At 66.1% G+C, this 14,851-nt stretch carries 21 protein-coding genes and 1 tRNA gene; 13 read left to right on the forward strand and 9 right to left on the reverse strand.

The genetic code is table 11. From position 1 onward, the window contains the following. From ASD47_RS06020 to ASD47_RS06030, 3 genes are read left to right on the forward strand one after another with little or no spacing between them, the layout of a single operon-like run. Positions 1 to 2,823, forward strand: coding sequence for a hypothetical protein (locus ASD47_RS06020; protein ID WP_056753028.1), 2,823 nt, complete (start codon positions 1 to 3; stop codon positions 2,821 to 2,823). 55 nt (positions 2,824 to 2,878) lie between these two features. Then, positions 2,879 to 3,361: a hypothetical protein gene (locus tag ASD47_RS06025; protein WP_056753030.1), complete on the forward strand. Its 483-nt coding sequence runs from the start codon at positions 2,879 to 2,881 to the stop codon at positions 3,359 to 3,361. Positions 3,362 to 3,370: 9 nt separating this feature from the next. Further along, complete coding sequence (locus ASD47_RS06030; protein ID WP_056753033.1) at positions 3,371 to 4,729, forward strand: hypothetical protein; 1,359 nt, start codon at positions 3,371 to 3,373, stop codon at positions 4,727 to 4,729. A 48-nt stretch (positions 4,730 to 4,777) separates the two neighbouring features. Here ASD47_RS06030 and ASD47_RS26505 read toward each other — a convergent pair whose 3' ends face one another. Beyond that, positions 4,778 to 5,707, reverse strand: a complete 930-nt coding sequence (locus ASD47_RS26505) for a hypothetical protein (RefSeq protein WP_156402129.1) — start codon at positions 5,705 to 5,707, stop codon at positions 4,778 to 4,780. A 128-nt stretch (positions 5,708 to 5,835) separates the two neighbouring features. Here ASD47_RS26505 and ASD47_RS06035 point away from each other — a divergent pair, with 128 nt between their 5' ends. From ASD47_RS06035 to ASD47_RS06055, 7 genes are all read left to right on the forward strand, one after another. Beyond that, a complete protein-coding gene (locus ASD47_RS06035; protein WP_056753035.1) occupies positions 5,836 to 6,306 on the forward strand; it encodes a hypothetical protein in 471 nt (156 codons plus the stop codon). Then, positions 6,303 to 6,626: a hypothetical protein gene (locus ASD47_RS06040; protein ID WP_056753038.1), complete on the forward strand. Its 324-nt coding sequence runs from the start codon at positions 6,303 to 6,305 to the stop codon at positions 6,624 to 6,626. Before ASD47_RS06035 ends, ASD47_RS06040 begins: the two co-directional genes overlap by 4 nt. 47 nt (positions 6,627 to 6,673) lie before the next feature. Further along, a complete protein-coding gene (locus tag ASD47_RS06045; RefSeq protein WP_056753041.1) occupies positions 6,674 to 7,036 on the forward strand; it encodes a tlde1 domain-containing protein in 363 nt (120 codons plus the stop codon). After that, entirely contained in the window at positions 7,033 to 7,350 is a 318-nt protein-coding gene (locus tag ASD47_RS26010) for a DUF6527 family protein (RefSeq protein WP_082564488.1), read from the forward strand. The genes ASD47_RS06045 and ASD47_RS26010 overlap by 4 nt, the downstream gene beginning before the upstream one ends. Next, complete coding sequence (locus tag ASD47_RS06050) at positions 7,347 to 7,745, forward strand: hypothetical protein (RefSeq protein WP_056753043.1); 399 nt, start codon at positions 7,347 to 7,349, stop codon at positions 7,743 to 7,745. Before ASD47_RS26010 ends, ASD47_RS06050 begins: the two co-directional genes overlap by 4 nt. Before the next feature lie 31 nt (positions 7,746 to 7,776). Continuing rightward, positions 7,777 to 7,965 carry a hypothetical protein gene (locus ASD47_RS26510; RefSeq protein ID WP_156402130.1) on the forward strand — a complete coding sequence of 63 codons (189 nt, stop codon included), beginning with the start codon at positions 7,777 to 7,779 and terminating at the stop codon, positions 7,963 to 7,965. A 110-nt stretch (positions 7,966 to 8,075) separates the two neighbouring features. Further along, positions 8,076 to 8,408, forward strand: a complete 333-nt coding sequence (locus tag ASD47_RS06055) for a hypothetical protein (RefSeq protein ID WP_056753046.1) — start codon at positions 8,076 to 8,078, stop codon at positions 8,406 to 8,408. A gap of 9 nt (positions 8,409 to 8,417) precedes the next feature. Here ASD47_RS06055 and ASD47_RS06060 read toward each other — a convergent pair whose 3' ends face one another. The 3 genes from ASD47_RS06060 to ASD47_RS06065 are packed head-to-tail and all read right to left on the reverse strand — an operon-like array spanning position 8,418 to position 9,409. Next, positions 8,418 to 9,008, reverse strand: coding sequence for an SOS response-associated peptidase family protein (locus tag ASD47_RS06060; protein WP_056753049.1), 591 nt, complete (start codon positions 9,006 to 9,008; stop codon positions 8,418 to 8,420). Next, the gene (locus ASD47_RS26515) at positions 9,008 to 9,199 is read right to left on the reverse strand and encodes a hypothetical protein (RefSeq protein WP_156402131.1); all 192 of its coding nucleotides are present in this window, start codon (positions 9,197 to 9,199) and stop codon (positions 9,008 to 9,010) included. The genes ASD47_RS06060 and ASD47_RS26515 overlap by 1 nt, the downstream gene beginning before the upstream one ends. 9 nt (positions 9,200 to 9,208) lie before the next feature. Continuing rightward, on the reverse strand, positions 9,209 to 9,409 hold the full coding sequence (locus tag ASD47_RS06065; protein WP_056753051.1) for a hypothetical protein: 201 nt from the start codon (positions 9,407 to 9,409) through the stop codon (positions 9,209 to 9,211). Positions 9,410 to 9,463: 54 nt separating this feature from the next. Here ASD47_RS06065 and ASD47_RS06070 point away from each other — a divergent pair, with 54 nt between their 5' ends. Then, a complete protein-coding gene (locus ASD47_RS06070) occupies positions 9,464 to 9,736 on the forward strand; it encodes a hypothetical protein (protein WP_056753054.1) in 273 nt (90 codons plus the stop codon). On the opposite strand, the gene ASD47_RS06075 is transcribed toward ASD47_RS06070, so the two are convergent. From ASD47_RS06075 to cpdR, 5 genes are all read right to left on the reverse strand, one after another. Beyond that, positions 9,733 to 9,930 (reverse strand): hypothetical protein, encoded by a 198-nt coding sequence (locus ASD47_RS06075; RefSeq protein WP_156402132.1) that lies wholly within the window; start codon positions 9,928 to 9,930, stop codon positions 9,733 to 9,735. The genes ASD47_RS06070 and ASD47_RS06075 overlap by 4 nt on opposite strands. Positions 9,931 to 9,942: 12 nt before the next feature. Continuing rightward, positions 9,943 to 10,338 (reverse strand): hypothetical protein, encoded by a 396-nt coding sequence (locus ASD47_RS06080; protein ID WP_056753059.1) that lies wholly within the window; start codon positions 10,336 to 10,338, stop codon positions 9,943 to 9,945. Beyond that, the gene (locus ASD47_RS06085; RefSeq protein ID WP_056753062.1) at positions 10,325 to 10,624 is read right to left on the reverse strand and encodes a hypothetical protein; all 300 of its coding nucleotides are present in this window, start codon (positions 10,622 to 10,624) and stop codon (positions 10,325 to 10,327) included. The genes ASD47_RS06080 and ASD47_RS06085 overlap by 14 nt, the downstream gene beginning before the upstream one ends. Positions 10,625 to 10,821: 197 nt before the next feature. Further along, positions 10,822 to 10,896 (reverse strand) — tRNA-Val (locus ASD47_RS06090). A gap of 109 nt (positions 10,897 to 11,005) precedes the next feature. After that, positions 11,006 to 11,362 carry a cell cycle two-component system response regulator CpdR gene (cpdR, locus tag ASD47_RS06095; protein ID WP_012284930.1) on the reverse strand — a complete coding sequence of 119 codons (357 nt, stop codon included), beginning with the start codon at positions 11,360 to 11,362 and terminating at the stop codon, positions 11,006 to 11,008. 177 nt (positions 11,363 to 11,539) lie between these two features. Between cpdR and ASD47_RS06100 the strand changes: the two genes are divergently transcribed. Continuing rightward, the gene (locus ASD47_RS06100; RefSeq protein WP_056753065.1) at positions 11,540 to 12,460 is read left to right on the forward strand and encodes an N-formylglutamate amidohydrolase; all 921 of its coding nucleotides are present in this window, start codon (positions 11,540 to 11,542) and stop codon (positions 12,458 to 12,460) included. A gap of 517 nt (positions 12,461 to 12,977) precedes the next feature. Then, on the forward strand, positions 12,978 to 14,813 hold the full coding sequence (gene typA / locus ASD47_RS06105; protein WP_056753068.1) for a translational GTPase TypA: 1,836 nt from the start codon (positions 12,978 to 12,980) through the stop codon (positions 14,811 to 14,813). The last annotated feature ends 38 nt before the right edge of the window (positions 14,814 to 14,851 follow it).

A 14,851-nucleotide genomic window follows, 5' to 3' on the forward strand; every position in this document is an offset into this window, starting at 1 on the left:
ATGCCCACGCCTGTCGAAGAGGCCAGTTTCGCCGAACTGGTGGTGCGGTTCGGCCGCCTGACCGACAACTGGTCAGGCTCGCTGACCAACCTGCAGAACCTGGTGTCGTTGATCACCATGGCCGGCGGCCGCTGGTGGCTGGACAAGGCCTTGCTCGACCTGGACCTGGTTCCCGATCCCGGTACGCCGGCCGTGGTCTACGGCGACGCAACCCCGGCCAACAACGGGATCTACGTTAAGACCGGGATCAGCGGAGCCGGGCCCTGGGAGCATACCGGCTTCTTGTTCGGCTCGACGATCTCGCTGGCGATGCTGGATCCCGCGGTCTTCGAATCGCTGCGAGCCGACGTCATCCAGGTGATTGGCCGCAGCGGTGATCCGATCGAGGGAGCTCCGGTCTCCGACGCGATGTACATCCAGGCCGAGCCGGTTGCTCACTACGGCCAGCTGAGCAAGCTGAAGGTCGACCTCGTCGATGTTGGCGACCTGGTCATCGGTCGTTATGAGGTCAGCAGCAATCAGACCCAGATCCGCCGCGTGCAAACGGCGACGATCACGGTCACCGACCTGGGCGATGGTCACAAGGAGTTCTCGCCGACCGACTTCGGCTTGATGAACTTCAACGCCGGCGACCTGATCGGTCTGGCCGGCGACGGCATGTTCACGGCCTCGGCGAGCCTTCCGGTCGATGGACCGGGCTGGCGCCAGATCAATGCGGCGCTGGACGACTGGCGGGCAATGCCGGCCCTTCAGACGACCATTCGCCTCGAGTACGGCGCCGAATTCGCCCAGCATCCCCAGGTGGTCAACGGCCCCGATTTCCTGGCCGTCCAGACCCTCGCGGCCGACCTGGCGAACAGAACCGCCCTCCTGGAGGACCAGGCGGACCAGCAATGGGCCAATGTGGTCCAGACGATCGGCAATCCCGGCGCTCTGGTCACCGGCGCTGGCGTCTCTGGTGGGATGTATATCTGGGCGGATCCTTGCGAACATACCGGGCCGCTGCTGACCCTGGACGTGTTTTGCGTCGCCCCGGGTACGCTGCAGCTGGCCAAATGGTCGATCGAGAGCGACGGCAAGCTGCACCGCAACCTGCTGATCGACCTGCCGGTGACAACGGCGGGCGAGGCGAACTTCACCCCGGCCCACTTCGGCAATATCGTCGTGGCGCAAGGCGAGTATCTGGGGATCCACGCCGAAGGAATCATGGCGGCCACCAGCGCCACCGCTGACGGCGCTGGCTGGTGGGACGTCAACGCCTTCGCGACCCCGCGCGATGTGCCGGCGGCCAACGTCGGGAACCGCCTGCAGGCGCGGTTCCGGATCCAGCAGCAGTATTTCGCCCCGACCGCGGCCGCGATCCTGGACCTGCAGGGACGGGTCGCCGAGATCGAGGCCGACATGGAAAGCGTGGTCGGCACGCCGCTGTTCGCCGGCGCGGTCCTGGGCAGCCCGGAATCCCTGGATCCGACCGTCCTGGATCGCAAAGCCCCGCTGGTCGGCGGCAAGATCGAAATGATTGTGCCTCGATCGAAGGGCAAGCGCTGCATCGCCCATCTGGCGACCAAGGCCGACGTCTATAACGGCGGGGCTGGGATTACGGGACTGGCCGACGTAGCGGACGCCCAGTCGCCCTACGGATCGACCGCGCTGCAACTGACCACGACCGGATCTGGCCCGCTGCAGTACATTCCTTGCGCCGCCGCGACGAGCTATCCGATCAACGCGAACGGCATGATCCTGCAGTTCATGTTCCGGTCGGTCAGCAATGTCGCCGCCAACATGGACCGGTTCTCAATCCAGCTGTTCTCTGGCGGATCGCCCAGCTTGGCCGCGCCCGGTGTCGGCACTGTTCCGAGCAACTATCACGAGCTGCCGGTCGGAGATGCGACTTCCTGGTTCAAGGGGCTGCTGACCTCGTCCAACGGTCTGGGGCGCTGGCAGCCTGGGGCTGTTGCTCTTTCGGCGTTCTCGGCCGTCAGCGGCGGCGCCAACCTTTCCGGGCTCACCTGGGGTCGCTACGTCGTCCGCGCCACGAATGGCGCGACGATGAGCCTGCGGTTCGGCTCGCTCAACCTCGTCAAGAACCCGCTGACCAAGGGCGTGGCGATCATCGATTTCGACGATGGCTATCTGACCCAGTACACGGTTTCGGCGCCGGAGCTGGTCAAGCGCGGCTTCCGCGGCATGTTCCATCCCAGCCCGATCGCCCTGAGCATCGGCGTCAGCTCCAGCACGTATATGACGCACCAGCACCTGATCCAGGCGCACGACGTGCTTGAGTTCCAGATCGCGTCCCAGGCCTGGGACACCGAAACGGCGGCCATCGTTGACGCCATGAGCCACAATGAGCGGATCGGCTGGTTCGGAAAGCTGCGCAATTGGCAAAAGAGCCTGGGCCTCGGCTACGGCACGGGCCACGGATCCTGGTTCAGCGGCGTGGGCCCAGCGGACCTGGCGGTCTTCGAGTCCTTCCGGACCCATTTCCGATCCGTGCGCGCCTTCCTGGGCGGCAACTCGGACGTCTCCAAGCCGCCCTTCGTCTATGGCGAAACGCTGCCCTGGAGTGATCCGTACATGATCCGGGCCCTCAACGGCGCCAGCTACACCGGTACGAACAACGGCGATCGTTTGATCCAGCATGCTCAGCAGGCGATCGACCACAAGGGCGTGGCCTGGATCGCCTATCACCAGGAAACCGGCGTCGGCGGCAACGTCCAGGACGGTTATCGCCAGTACCTGGACTTCCTGCTGCTCAAGTCGGCCAACGGTGAAATCGACGTCCGCACCGAGGAAGACCTGGCGTTCCTGATGGCTGCCTAGGCGGCCGTCGATCCTGGCCCGGCCTCCGCCGCGGCCTCCCACCTGGAGACCAACCATGAAGCTTGCCCTCGTGCGAGCGGCGCTCGCATGCGCCCTCGCCTGTTCCGCCGTGCCGGCCGTCGCTCAGCAGATGAGCGTCGGGACCGGGAGGACGCCGTCGACCTACACGGCTGTCTCGCTGATCGACCCGGTCACGGGCAAGGCGACCACGCCCGCGCCGGCCTATGGGGCCAGCGGCGTCCCTCCCGTGACGGCGAGTCTCACGGCGCCGGGCAACACTTCGGCGCTGCCGGCAGTCGCTGGTCGCCCGATCAACGTCAGCATCACGGGCAACGCCAGCGGTGTGTCTGCGCGTTTGACGCGATCGTTCGACAGCGGCGCGACCTGGTTGCCGCTGACCGTCGCCGGCCAACCGTACGCGGTGTGGACCGGCAACATCTCCGAACAGGCCTGGGTCGAGACCGAAGCCGACGTGCAGTTCCGCGTCGAGGTCGCCGCGCTCACGGCCGGCACCGCGACCATCCGTATCTCGCAATAGGGGGCTTCCATGAAGACCATGCTTCGGCGCTTCGGCGTCCTCATCGCGGCGCTGGCCGCGCTGCCGCAGCTCAGCCATGCGCAGGGCGTCGACGTCGTCGCCCGTGGCCTCGGGGTCAGGGCGATCGCGCTGCAAACCGGCGCCCAAGCCAAGGCGCGGAAAATCGTCCGCGCGGCCCGCACTTCGAACCTCGGTCCGATCACTGCGGTGATGGCTTCCCCAGCGACGTTCTCGGCAGGCACGGCGGGGGCCAACTCGACGATCGTCACGGGCAACGGGCCGGCGTTTGGCTCGGGGCAGTACAATGCCGGCGACCGCACGGTGATCGGGGCCATCGGCCAGATCATCTTGGATCCGATCACGCCGTCTCAGTACAAGGGTCAGAACGTCCTTGAGAACCTCGGGACCGGCGCTCGCCGCGGTTCGCCCGGCCAGGCCCTGTACTTCCGGACGAACGCCCCCAGCTTCGACATCGTCATGATCCCCGGAACGATTGTCTCGGGAGGGAACAGGGTCGTCGTCTATGCGACCGACTACGCCACCGGCATCCGCGCCCGGGCGACGGCCATCGACAGCGACATCACGTCGACCTCGTCCGCCTACTACAAGTGGGATTTCGGTTCGGCCGGCGACCGCCTCGTCGAGCTGTACTCGGAATCGGACTTCCGGTTCCGCGGGATCAACGTCGGTTCGAGCTATTCGGTCTGGCGGCCAGAATTCCCGAACGAGCCCCGTTCGTTCGTCCTCTGGGACAGCTACGGCGGCCCGACCGGCGCCACCGGTACGAACCGCGTGAAGCTTTCCATTCCCGACTTTATCGGGGAGGCCATGGGAACGCGGTTCGTGGTCTCCAGCTCTCGGGGCGGGACGGGCTTTATCGCCTTCACGGGTACGGATGGCACGTTCGGCCAGCGGATCGCGGCCGGTGAAGCCGACGCCTCTCGCATCGGGACGATGGACATCTGCGGCATGCCGGCATCGGTCAACGACAACGCCGCCTATACCGACGCGGCCGTGGCGGCGGCGGCCCAGGCCGCCTACAGCGCACTTGCCAGCTCGACCGCCTGCGCGTCGGCGATCATCTGGGGGATGGGGCCGTCCGCCTCGACGAACTACACCGCCCCGCAGTCCAGGCACGATGCTCTCAAGGCAGCCTTCCTGGCGGTCGCCAATGGCGATCCTCGCTTCATCTGGCTCGACAACTCTCCGGCCGGTGAGAACTGGTGGCGCAGCCCGCCGGCCGGGACCAACCTGTCGATCTATATGAACGCGGACAACACCCACTACAACGATGCCGGCAAGGCTTGGCTGGGCCGACGGATCGGCGGGAGCTTGGTTGAGAAGCTTACGGTTCTCGCGGCTGAATAGCGCTTGATGCTGGTCTCTGGCGCTCACGCGTTGCCAGAGACCCGGAGGTCAACTGCCAATCACGTGCAATCCGGTAAGCACGCTGGCGGCGTCTGGCCATAAGCTGAACCAAGTGTCGCCGACGAAATGCAGCCATGCGACTGCCGATAGAAGCGCTACCGGACAGAAGTCCAGAAGAACTCTTATTCTTGGCATGGCGTCGACGAAAAACAGTTCCAACTTCACCTGCTTCATTTGTTCGGCCAAATGCCTCAACCGTGAAGTAAGGCCATCGAGTTGGGCGCTGGACTCAGTCAGCTTGTCCACGAGAGGACGATTTAGAAATAGCGGTTCGGTATCCCCTCTTACTGTCGCCTGATACTGCGCTCGGCGAACAAGATCTCGGGCCACATCGACTATCAATGGTCCGTACCGGCCTACTTCCTCTATATTCGGCAGCCGCTCTACGTTCAGCCGTCTAATGAGATCATCAGTCTCGTGATTGAACAGCATGTCGAGCGAAAACGCGCCCTCGGCAAGCCGCTCCGCGTCAGCGATGACGCTTTCGCCGAAAGCGTTTTGCACCAGCTTCCACTCGTAAGTGGGCGATGATCCGGCACCTTCGACAGCCTTGCCAAGCAAAGCAACTTGCTCGGTGGCCAATGTTTCTAGATCCGATATTTCGTCTAACTGCTGGGAAATTCTAGCGGCAAGCGTACCCGCATTTGCCTTAGTTCGTCTTGCATACGCCCACCCATCCATGAACCACACTAATGTGAAGTGTGATGTATAAAGCACTGACGTTACAAACAGGCCAAATCTTAGAAAGTTACCATTGAATCCATTCACTGGTATTCCAAGAAGAGAGAATTCGGATTTTATAGAAACTGCCGGCAATGAGAAAATCAGCAGGAGCGCGGCCGTTACGAGGGCTGCTTTCTTCAGCCCCGAATACGTCGGCGTGAAGTCGTTATCATCCACCTGTGCTGCGTCAGCCATTAGTACCCCCTCGCGCCGATGCGGCGCAGCTATCCCGATAGGCGATCCGCGCGCCCATCGGCAACTCCCGATTTATCCAGATCACCACAGCGACCAGGTCCTCGCGGCCAGGAGGGTAGGAGCGTGCAGTGGAACTTCCCACGGCGATCGAGAAGTACTGGACCCAGGCCGCCGGCGTCGCGGCCGCGATCGGGGCGCTGGTCAAGATGTGGATCGACGCCCGGGCCAAAAAGCGCACGGACGCCGTCGCCGCGGCTGCCGCCCGCCAGGTCGCCAAGCTCGACCTGGCCAGACTGGCGCGCGAAGCGGCCGCCGAGATCATCCAGACCCTTCGCGAGGAAGTCGACCACTGGACGGCCGAGGTCGACAAGCTGCGGCTCGAGTTGGCCGAGGCGCGCCGGGAGCACGCCCGGATGATCGCCAGCAAGGAGGCTGAGATCTCGCTGCGCGACGCCCGCATCCGCGAACTCGAGGCCAAGGTCGGCGCCTACCGCCGGATCCTGCTCGAGCACGGCTGGCGCGATCCTGAACCCCTCACCTTCGACGCCCTCGAGGTGACCGCCGACGGCCACTTGAAACCCATGGGAGACCCAGGATGAAACGCGACTACGAAACCCTCGACGCCGTCGTCGTCGTCGGGTCGATGCTGATGGTCACCGGCATGATCATCGGCTTCTTCCTTGTGAAGGATCTGAAGGACAGCATCCTTCCGGTGCTCTCGAGCCTTGCGACCGCGATCCTCGGCGTGCCCGTCGCCTACGGCGCATTCCGCTGGGGCAACAATGTGGGCGCCAAGCACGCGGCCGAGACGGCGGCCGAGACCAGCCGCACCGCCACCGGCGCGCTGGCCCAGCTGGCCGGCGCAAGCTCGCCCCTGCCGGCGTCGCCGCCCGCGGATCCGTCCGTCGTCCGCGACTGATGCGAGCGCCGCTCGCACCCCTGCCCTAAATCACCGAGGAGAGAACCATGTCCTGGAAATGGGACCAGAGCGCCGGCGAGCTGTCGCGCGCCGGCCGGGTCGTGTCGCGAGGCTATTCCGGCTTCGGGCGTGGCAAGAACAATCCCGCGCTGCAAGCGGCCGTCGGCCTGGGTCCGATCCCGGCCGGGCGCTGGCGGATCACCGAGCGATACGACAGCGCCAACGTCGGACCCTACGCCCTGAAGCTGGAGCCGATCGGCCACGCCGCCCTGGGGCGCTCGGCGTTCCGGATCCACGGCGACAGCGTCGCCAACCCGGGCACGGCCTCGCATGGCTGCATCATCCTGCCCCGGGTCGTGCGCGAGCAGATCTGGAAGAGCGGCGACCGCGAGCTCGAGGTCGTGACGTGAGCGCGCTCTCCCCCGTTCTTCGTCAGGCCGGGTCGGGCGTCGCCTTCTGGTGTCCAGGTTGCGCGTGTTCACACCGTCTTCGGGTCGGCACGGGCAACCGGCCGCGCTGGAGCTACAACGGCAACGCCGATCGCCCGACTTTCACGCCATCTGTTCTCGTCACCTACAACGGCGACGACGCCGGCGTTGATGGGGCGCCGCCAGCGATCTGTCACTCCTACGTCACCGATGGCCGGATCCAATTCCTCAACGACTGCACCCACAGCCTGGCCGGCCAAACGGTTGACCTACCGCCCTTCCCCGGTGACGCATGAACGCCCTCCTGATCGTTGGCGTCGCCGGCGCGGCGCTAGTCGCCGCCCTGGGCGTCCAGACCTGGCGCGTCGACCAGCTGAAGGCCGACGAGGTCACCTGGAGGCTGGCCGCCAAGGACTACGAGCACGCGATCGGCGACCTGAACCTGGCGATCCGGATCCGCGACGGCCGCGTCGTCGATCGAGCGCGTAGCGAGGCCGACGACGCCGGCGCCGCCAATTCGACCTGCGCGGCCGACATCTCATCCTCTTTCCAGAAGGGCGTGGCCGTGGGCCGCGCGATCCGCCATGCGAACGACACGCCTGCCCCTGCTGCTGGCCAGCGCCCTGCTCCTGACGGCGTGCGAGACTACCGGGAGGCCTGGGCCCGGGACGCCTATTCCCCCGGCTCCTGACCCGCCGCCGGCGGCCGTCTGCGCGCCGCTGGTGGCCGAGCCTCTGCCGCCCGCCGGCGTCGACCAGGCCGCGCTCTACGCGGCGATCGTCGCGGTGCTCGGCGAGAAGCTGGGATCGGCCTGGCTGGAGTGGCATGAAACGGCCTGGCCGCGCTGGGCTCGGCAGGGGTGGCGACGCCTCGAGGTCCCGCACCGGGACTGTCCGCCCGCTCCAGGATAGACGCGAACCGAGCTCGCCTCGAACTGAAAGCCCGTCGGCCGAGAGGTCGGCGGGCTTTTCGCGTTCTGGCCTTCTGCGCTAGGCTGCCCACGCAGCAGCGAGAGAGCGCGATGCCTGATCAGCAGAGCACTGGCCGCAAGGCGGCCGTCGAGGCGAAGGCCTGGTTCCGAAAATTGAGCACCATCCCGGTCAGCAATGAAGACCTCTGGGCGTGGGCCAAATGGAACCGAGAGCCGGCAAACCGTGTCGCATACAATCGGGTCGAGGCGCGCAGCCGCAAGGCTCCCGCTGTTTGCCTTTTCACCGAGGCCGAGATCCTCGCGGCGCTGAAGCGCCGCCCCGATCTGGCGCGTGCCTACCGAGCCGCGTTCAAGAGGCAAGAGCGGCCATCGAACTTGGCCGACATCGCCCGTGAACTGGCGATCCGCGTCGGGCTCCCGTAGGGGCGTGGTCTAGCTGAACAGGTCCGCCGGCTCCGGAGGAAAGTCCCGCTCCACGTTGAGCGTGCCGGCGGCGGCCGGCGCGAGCATTTCCTCCTGAGGCCGGGCCAGGTCCAGCCAATCGCGCCCTTGCTCGGCCGACAGAAGCACGATCTGGCGATCGTGGTAGGGCGCGATGTCCGGCCCCGGCGCCGTGGTCAGCATGGTCCAGCAGCCGCTCTTGACGATGCCGGCGATCCAAAAGAGCGGATTGTCGACCATCGTGAACTTCCAGCGCGTCTTGCGCTTCTGGCCCGGCTGGGGCGCGGTGAACTCATAGAAGGCGTCCGCCGGGATCAGGACGCGGTCGCTCTTGGAGAAGTCTCGGCTCTCCGAGACGTAGTTGAACACCGGCTTCCCTGTGGGGGCTCTCCACGCCCATTGCATCATCGAGACCACGGCCTGGCCGGCGACGTAGCGCACGATCGGCGCCCTCTCGGTCATCTTGATCTCGGGGCGCGGCTCGAAGTTCGAGGCCTGGCCGTCCCAAACGACCGGAAGTTTCAGAACCTTGTTCCAGGTCGCGAACAGGTCGCCAGTCTTGAGGCTGTAGAGGTTGCACATCAGGGGCCGTCCCAGAGCTTCAGATGCCACCAGCCCATTGGGGCGTGTTCAGGATCTCCCAGGGCGTCGAAGGACAGCTCGGCATGGTAGGCGGCCTCAGCCCTGGCCCTGACAGCTTCAGGCGGCGCGCCCTCGCCATGGTCTTCCGCATCGGGCGCGCGGTTCGGCTTCGGGGTTGTCGTCTCACTCATGCGGCGACCCTAGCGGCGTGCCGCCCAGTCGTCGACCAGGCCCTTGAGCGCCTCCTCGGCGACAGCCGTCGGCTTCTTGCGCCCCTTGGGAACCCGGGCCGAGCCGAAGGCGCTGGAGACACAGACATCCTTGCCCTCGACGGCCCAGGTCCCGCGCCATTTCTGGCCCCGGGCGGTAACGGTGAACGTGTATCCGTGCGGTGTAAGCATGGTCGGGCAACGTGACGCGGCGCGAGAGCGATCCGACTCAGCTATGCCGCCGCCATGACCTTTCCTGAGATCGATCAGATTATAGACGCCATGGTCGCCGAGGCGGCTGAGACCGGCGACGAGAACCAACTCCCGGGCGCGATCTTCCTGCACCCCGACCACTATGTCGGCAACATCCTGAAGACCGAGATGACGACGATCGGCCGCGGCATCCGCTATCGCGGCGTGCGTATCCTGGTCTCGCGGGAGTTCGAGAGCAGGGTTGTCGGACGATCCGATCTCACGCGCGACGTCGGCGAATTCGAGGCGGTCACGCCCGCGCCCTAGCGGTAGGAGCCGCTGATCCGCACCTTGGGCGGCCCTTTCGCGCCGCAGGCCGAGCATCTGACCGCCATGCGAAGTTCGCTGGGGCGCTTCCACGCCCCAGCCTTCGCGACGATCACGGCCCGCGGCCAGGTCACGCTGTAGCCGCAGGCGCACCAGATCTGCAGCGACGCCAGCCGACCGGTGCGAGGATCCATGTCGGCCATCGATCACCGCTCGGCCGAGGAGGCGACGCCTGCGTCGGCCGGCAGGATCCCGGCGTCCAGCAGGGTCTCGACCAGCCAGGCCTGGCGCCGACCGGCGTCCGCGCGATCGAACCCGTCCTGATAGCCGCCCTTCATCAATCGCATGATCGGCATCGGTCCCCCGCACCCCCGGACGGGACAGACGACGGCGCGCTGTACGCGGGCGAGGGGCCAGGCGAGCCGTAGCCGGAGCTTTGTGCTCAGCATCTCGCGCCGCCCCCAGCTGCGCGCCATGCCGCAATACTGACAGCTGATCCGGATGTCGTGACCGAGCTCGAGACAGTCGACCAGCCGCATCGCCGCGACGTCGGGCGGCAACTGGGCCGCCTTCTGGCGGTCGCTGGCGCTAGGCTCGGGCATCGCCCGGCGCCTCCACCTGCCGCATCGCTCGCCAATAATTCCAGGGGTGGCCCTCGACCAGTTCCATCTCGAACCAGGCCGAATCGCCCTCGAAGGCTGGGACCTGGTCCAGAGCGACGAAGCCGTTCGCTGACCTGCGGCTTCCGCCGGTGCTCTGGGGAAAGGTGAAGTGCAGGGTTTGGTCCTGAAACTTGACCCGTGTCAGCTTCTTCACGCCGCGCTGATAGACGCGGGGCGGCTTAGGCGCGCGCTGGATCGCGCGCTGAGGGGCACGTGGGGGTGACATTAGCGGCTCTCGATGTTCCGCTAATGTTCTCATCTTGACGAACAGAAGAGTCAACGCCCGATGCGAGCGCCGCTCGCAAACGGTCGCTTTCGCCGCATGCATTCCGGGAACCATTCTGGGATCCAACGCGTCGCGCGAGGCGAATTAGGATCGCGCCCGGAAGGCTTAAGGCGTTGATTATCTAAGAGAAAAAGGAATGGTGGACGCGACAGGGATTGAACCTGTGACCCCTACGATGTCAACGTAGTGCTCTCCCGCTGAGCTACGCGTCCGCCAAAGCGGCCTGGAAGCGCTTCGAAAAGCGTCCCGGGCGGGAAGGTGTGGGGGTATAGCGGCGGCTTGGCCGTCGCGCAACCCGCCTTTCGGCGGGTCCCCAAAAAATTAGGCGGCCATCATCTTCTCGACCTCGGAGACGAGGTCGCGCAGGTGCACGGGCTTGGACAGCACCTTGGCCCCGGCCGGGGCGCGATCCTGCGCAGACAGGGCGACGGCGGCGAAGCCGGTGATGAACATAATGCGCAGGGACGGGTCGCGAGCGGCGGCCTGGCGGGCCACCTCGATGCCGTCCATGCCAGGCATGACGATGTCGGTCAGCAGCAGGTCCCAGGGCGTGTCCAGGTGCTGGACGGCCTCTTCGCCGTCGGCGCAGGCCGTGACCTCGAAGCCGGCGCGCTCGAGGGCCCGGGCGAGGAACCCGCGGAGGGAGTCGTCGTCTTCGGCGAGGAGGATGCGGGCCATGCGGTCAGTTTCCAGGCGACAGGCGGGATTTGAAAGTGAGAATCTAGTGAAGGACGGTAAATCGGGAATGAACCGGGCTCTCGCTGTCCACAGCTAAAGCCAGGCCCACGCCCCGCTTCCTTATACCGCGGCCCCTCAGCGTTTGACCCGGAACCGCCAGGCCGCGACAATAAGCCCATGACCGCATGGGAGCCGATCGCTTCGGAGACGCCGGAGACGGCGGAGCAAGGCTTCTCGCCGGCGTTCGAGGTGATGCGCGCCCGCGCGGAGGGCGAGCCGCCGCCCACGCCGCTGGTGTTCGCCTCGCCGCACTCGGGACGCCTCTATCCGCCCGACATGATGGCCGCCGCCCGGCTGGCCGCCCAGGACCTGCGCGGCTCGGAAGACGCCTTCGTCGACGACCTGATCGGGGGCGCCCCCGCGCTTGGGGTCTGCGTGATCCGCGCCCGCCTGGCCCGGGCCTATATCGACCTCAACCGTGACGCCTGGGAGCTGGATCCCACGATGTTCGAGGACGCCCTGCCCGACTTCGCCCAGGCCCGCACGGCGCGGGTGGCGGCGGGGCTGGGGGCCATCGCCCGGGTGGCCGGCGAGGGTCGTCCGATCTATGCCCGCAAGCTGACCTTCGCCGAGGCCAAGGCCCGCATCGAGACCGCCCACCGCCCCTATCACGACGCGCTGGACCGCCTGCTGGCCCAGGCGCGCGGCGCCCATGGCCTGGCGATCCTGGTCGACTGGCACTCGATGCCGGCTGCGGCGGCGCGGGGTCACCGGGCCCGCGGCGGCGGGCCGTGCGACATCGTGCTGGGCGATCGCTTCGGCGCGGCCTGCGGTCCCGGACTGACCGCGCTGATGGAAAAGACCCTGGAGGGCCTGGGCTATCGCGTGGCCCGCAACGCGCCCTACGCCGGCGGCTACACCACCGAGCACTACGGCCGCCCGTCGCGGCGGACCCACGCCATCCAGGTCGAGATCAATCGCGCGCTCTATATGAATGAGACGACCCGCGAGCCGGCGGAGGGCCTGGCGCGGCTGAAGACGGATATCGAGTCGGTGACCGCGCGCCTGGTCCAGACCGACTGGACCGAGCTGCTCTGAACCCTCACGTTTCGCGTTTTTCGGGAAAATGCGCCGAGCGCGGCCATTCGCCTTGGGTTCGCCCAGGTTACGGGCAAAAAAAAGCCCGGCTCGAAAGCCGGGCAGTTCATTAGGGAGGAAACGCCCAGGAAGGGCAGAGGCGGCAGCGCCGCCTCACAGGTTGCTTATAGGGTGCACTGCGAAATGCATCAAGCAAAATCGACAGACATCGCTGTCTTTTTTTCGCGCTCACCGACTGAAACCCTTTGTAACACAAGGGCCAGAGAACGCCGCTCTCCAAGCTTGGCTGATTTCCGGATCTATGCTGCACTGCACAATTAGTTGCCAAAGAAACGACAACCGTCCGCAACTTTCGCAAACCCAATAAATTTAAGGGGTTTTGCGCTGACACCGGTTTCCAGTCCGATCTGTCGCGCAGGGGTGGGGTGGATAATCGTCGCGCAGTCGCGTAAAAGCCGCGCGCCTGACGCGCGCAGCGTCAAACCCCATCTGTTCCTCCCGAAAGTTCGCCTTCTCCATGTCCATGCGAAACATCGCCATCATCGCGCACGTCGATCATGGCAAGACCACCCTCGTCGATCAGCTGCTGGCCCAGTCGGGCGTGTTCCGCGCCAACGAGGCGACCACCGAGCGCGCCATGGACTCCAACGACCAGGAGCGCGAGCGCGGGATCACCATCCTGGCCAAGTGCACCAGCGTCCTGTGGAACGGTGAAGCGGGCGAGACCCGCATCAACATCATCGACACCCCTGGCCACGCCGACTTCGGCGGCGAGGTCGAGCGGATCCTGGGCATGGTGGACGGCTGCGTCCTGCTGGTCGACGCCGAAGAAGGCGTCATGCCGCAGACCAAGTTCGTGCTGACCAAGGCGCTGAAGATGGGCCTGCGCCCGATCCTCTGCATCAATAAGGTCGACCGCGCCCACGCCGATCCGGACAAGGTCCACAACGCCGCCTTCGACCTGTTCGCCGCCATCGGCGCCACGGACGAGCAGCTGGACTTCCCGCACATCTACGCCTCGGGCCGCGCCGGCTGGGCGACGCTGGACATGAATGTGCCCAACGACAACCTGGCCCCGCTGTTCGACCTGATCGTCCGCCACGTGCCGGAACCCAAGCAGATCGCCAAGAAGGACGAGCCGTTCCAGATCCTGAACGTGCTGATCGAATCCGACCCGTTCCTGGGCCGCCTGCTGACCGGCCGGATCGAGAGCGGCAAGGCCGTCCCCGGCATGGCCATCCACGCCCTGGACCGCGACGGCAAGGAAATCGAGCGCGGCCGCATCACCAAGGTGCTGGCCTTCCGCGGTCTGAAGCGTTCGCCGGTCGACGAAGGCGCCGAGGCCGGTGACATCGTCGCCATCGCCGGCATGTCCAAGGCCACCGTGGCCGACACCCTGTGCGCGCTGGAAGTCACCGAAGCCCTGCCGGCCCAACCGATCGATCCGCCGACCATCTCGATGACCGTCTCGGTCAACGACAGCCCGCTGGCCGGCCGCGAAGGCGACAAGGTCCAGAGCCGCGTGATCCGCGACCGCCTGCTGAAGGAAGCCGAATCGAACGTGGCCATCAAGGTCACCGAGACCAGCGAAGGCGACGCCTATGAGGTGTCGGGCCGCGGCGAACTGCAGCTGGGCGTGCTGATCGAGAACATGCGCCGCGAAGGCTTCGAAGTGTCGATCAGCCGTCCGCGCGTGGTGTTCCAGACCGACCCGGAAACCGGCAAGCGCCTGGAGCCGATGGAAGACGTCATGATCGACGTCGACGACGAATATTCGGGCATCGTCATCGAGAAGCTGTCGCTGCGCAAAGCCGAGCTGAAGGACATGGGCCCGTCGGGCGCGGGCAAGACCCGCATCCAGCTGGTCGCCCCCTCGCGCTCGCTGATCGGCTATCAGGGCGAGTTTCTGACCGACACCCGCGGCTCGGGCGTGCTGAACCGCGTGTTCAGCCACTACGAGCCCTACAAGGGCCCGATCGACCAGCAGCGCAAGGGCGTGCTGATCAGCAACTCGGACGGTGAAACCGCGGCCTACGCGCTGTGGAACCTGGAAGAGCGCGGCACCATGTTCGTCGGCGCCGGCGAGAAGACCTATCTGGGCATGATCATCGGCGAGAACGCCCGCCAGGACGACCTCGACGTCAATCCGATGAAGGCCAAGCAGCTGACCAACGTTCGCGCTTCGGGCAAGGACGAGTCGATCCGCCTGACCCCGCCGCGCCGCATGACCCTCGAACAGGCCATCGCCTATATCGAGGAAGACGAGCTGGTCGAGGTCACCCCGAAGAACATCCGCCTGCGCAAGCAGATCCTGAACCCGTCGTTCCGCAAGCGTCGCGTCAAGGAAGAATAGCCGGCGCCCGGAGCGTCCGGGACGAACGATCGAAGGCC

The organism is Caulobacter sp. Root1472, assembly GCF_001426985.1.
Taxonomy (GTDB): Bacteria; Pseudomonadota; Alphaproteobacteria; order Caulobacterales; family Caulobacteraceae; genus Caulobacter; species Caulobacter rhizosphaerae.

Excerpts from the sequence above, each read along its gene's own strand:
- ASD47_RS06020 (WP_056753028.1), top strand. The coding sequence starts at position 1 with ATGCCCACGCCTGTCGAAGAGGCCAGTTTCGCCGAACTGGTGGTGCGG.
- ASD47_RS06025 (WP_056753030.1), top strand. The coding sequence starts at position 2,879 with ATGAAGCTTGCCCTCGTGCGAGCGGCGCTCGCATGCGCCCTCGCCTGT.
- ASD47_RS06030 (WP_056753033.1), top strand. The coding sequence starts at position 3,371 with ATGAAGACCATGCTTCGGCGCTTCGGCGTCCTCATCGCGGCGCTGGCC.
- ASD47_RS26505 (WP_156402129.1), bottom strand. The coding sequence starts at position 5,707 with ATGGCTGACGCAGCACAGGTGGATGATAACGACTTCACGCCGACGTAT.
- ASD47_RS06040 (WP_056753038.1), top strand. The coding sequence starts at position 6,303 with ATGAAACGCGACTACGAAACCCTCGACGCCGTCGTCGTCGTCGGGTCG.
- ASD47_RS06045 (WP_056753041.1), top strand. The coding sequence starts at position 6,674 with ATGTCCTGGAAATGGGACCAGAGCGCCGGCGAGCTGTCGCGCGCCGGC.
- ASD47_RS06050 (WP_056753043.1), top strand. The coding sequence starts at position 7,347 with ATGAACGCCCTCCTGATCGTTGGCGTCGCCGGCGCGGCGCTAGTCGCC.
- ASD47_RS06055 (WP_056753046.1), top strand. The coding sequence starts at position 8,076 with ATGCCTGATCAGCAGAGCACTGGCCGCAAGGCGGCCGTCGAGGCGAAG.
- ASD47_RS06060 (WP_056753049.1), bottom strand. The coding sequence starts at position 9,008 with ATGTGCAACCTCTACAGCCTCAAGACTGGCGACCTGTTCGCGACCTGG.
- ASD47_RS26515 (WP_156402131.1), bottom strand. The coding sequence starts at position 9,199 with ATGAGTGAGACGACAACCCCGAAGCCGAACCGCGCGCCCGATGCGGAA.
- ASD47_RS06065 (WP_056753051.1), bottom strand. The coding sequence starts at position 9,409 with ATGCTTACACCGCACGGATACACGTTCACCGTTACCGCCCGGGGCCAG.
- ASD47_RS06070 (WP_056753054.1), top strand. The coding sequence starts at position 9,464 with ATGACCTTTCCTGAGATCGATCAGATTATAGACGCCATGGTCGCCGAG.
- ASD47_RS06075 (WP_156402132.1), bottom strand. The coding sequence starts at position 9,930 with ATGGATCCTCGCACCGGTCGGCTGGCGTCGCTGCAGATCTGGTGCGCC.
- ASD47_RS06080 (WP_056753059.1), bottom strand. The coding sequence starts at position 10,338 with ATGCCCGAGCCTAGCGCCAGCGACCGCCAGAAGGCGGCCCAGTTGCCG.
- ASD47_RS06085 (WP_056753062.1), bottom strand. The coding sequence starts at position 10,624 with ATGTCACCCCCACGTGCCCCTCAGCGCGCGATCCAGCGCGCGCCTAAG.
- cpdR (WP_012284930.1), bottom strand. The coding sequence starts at position 11,362 with ATGGCCCGCATCCTCCTCGCCGAAGACGACGACTCCCTCCGCGGGTTC.
- ASD47_RS06100 (WP_056753065.1), top strand. The coding sequence starts at position 11,540 with ATGACCGCATGGGAGCCGATCGCTTCGGAGACGCCGGAGACGGCGGAG.
- typA (WP_056753068.1), top strand. The coding sequence starts at position 12,978 with ATGTCCATGCGAAACATCGCCATCATCGCGCACGTCGATCATGGCAAG.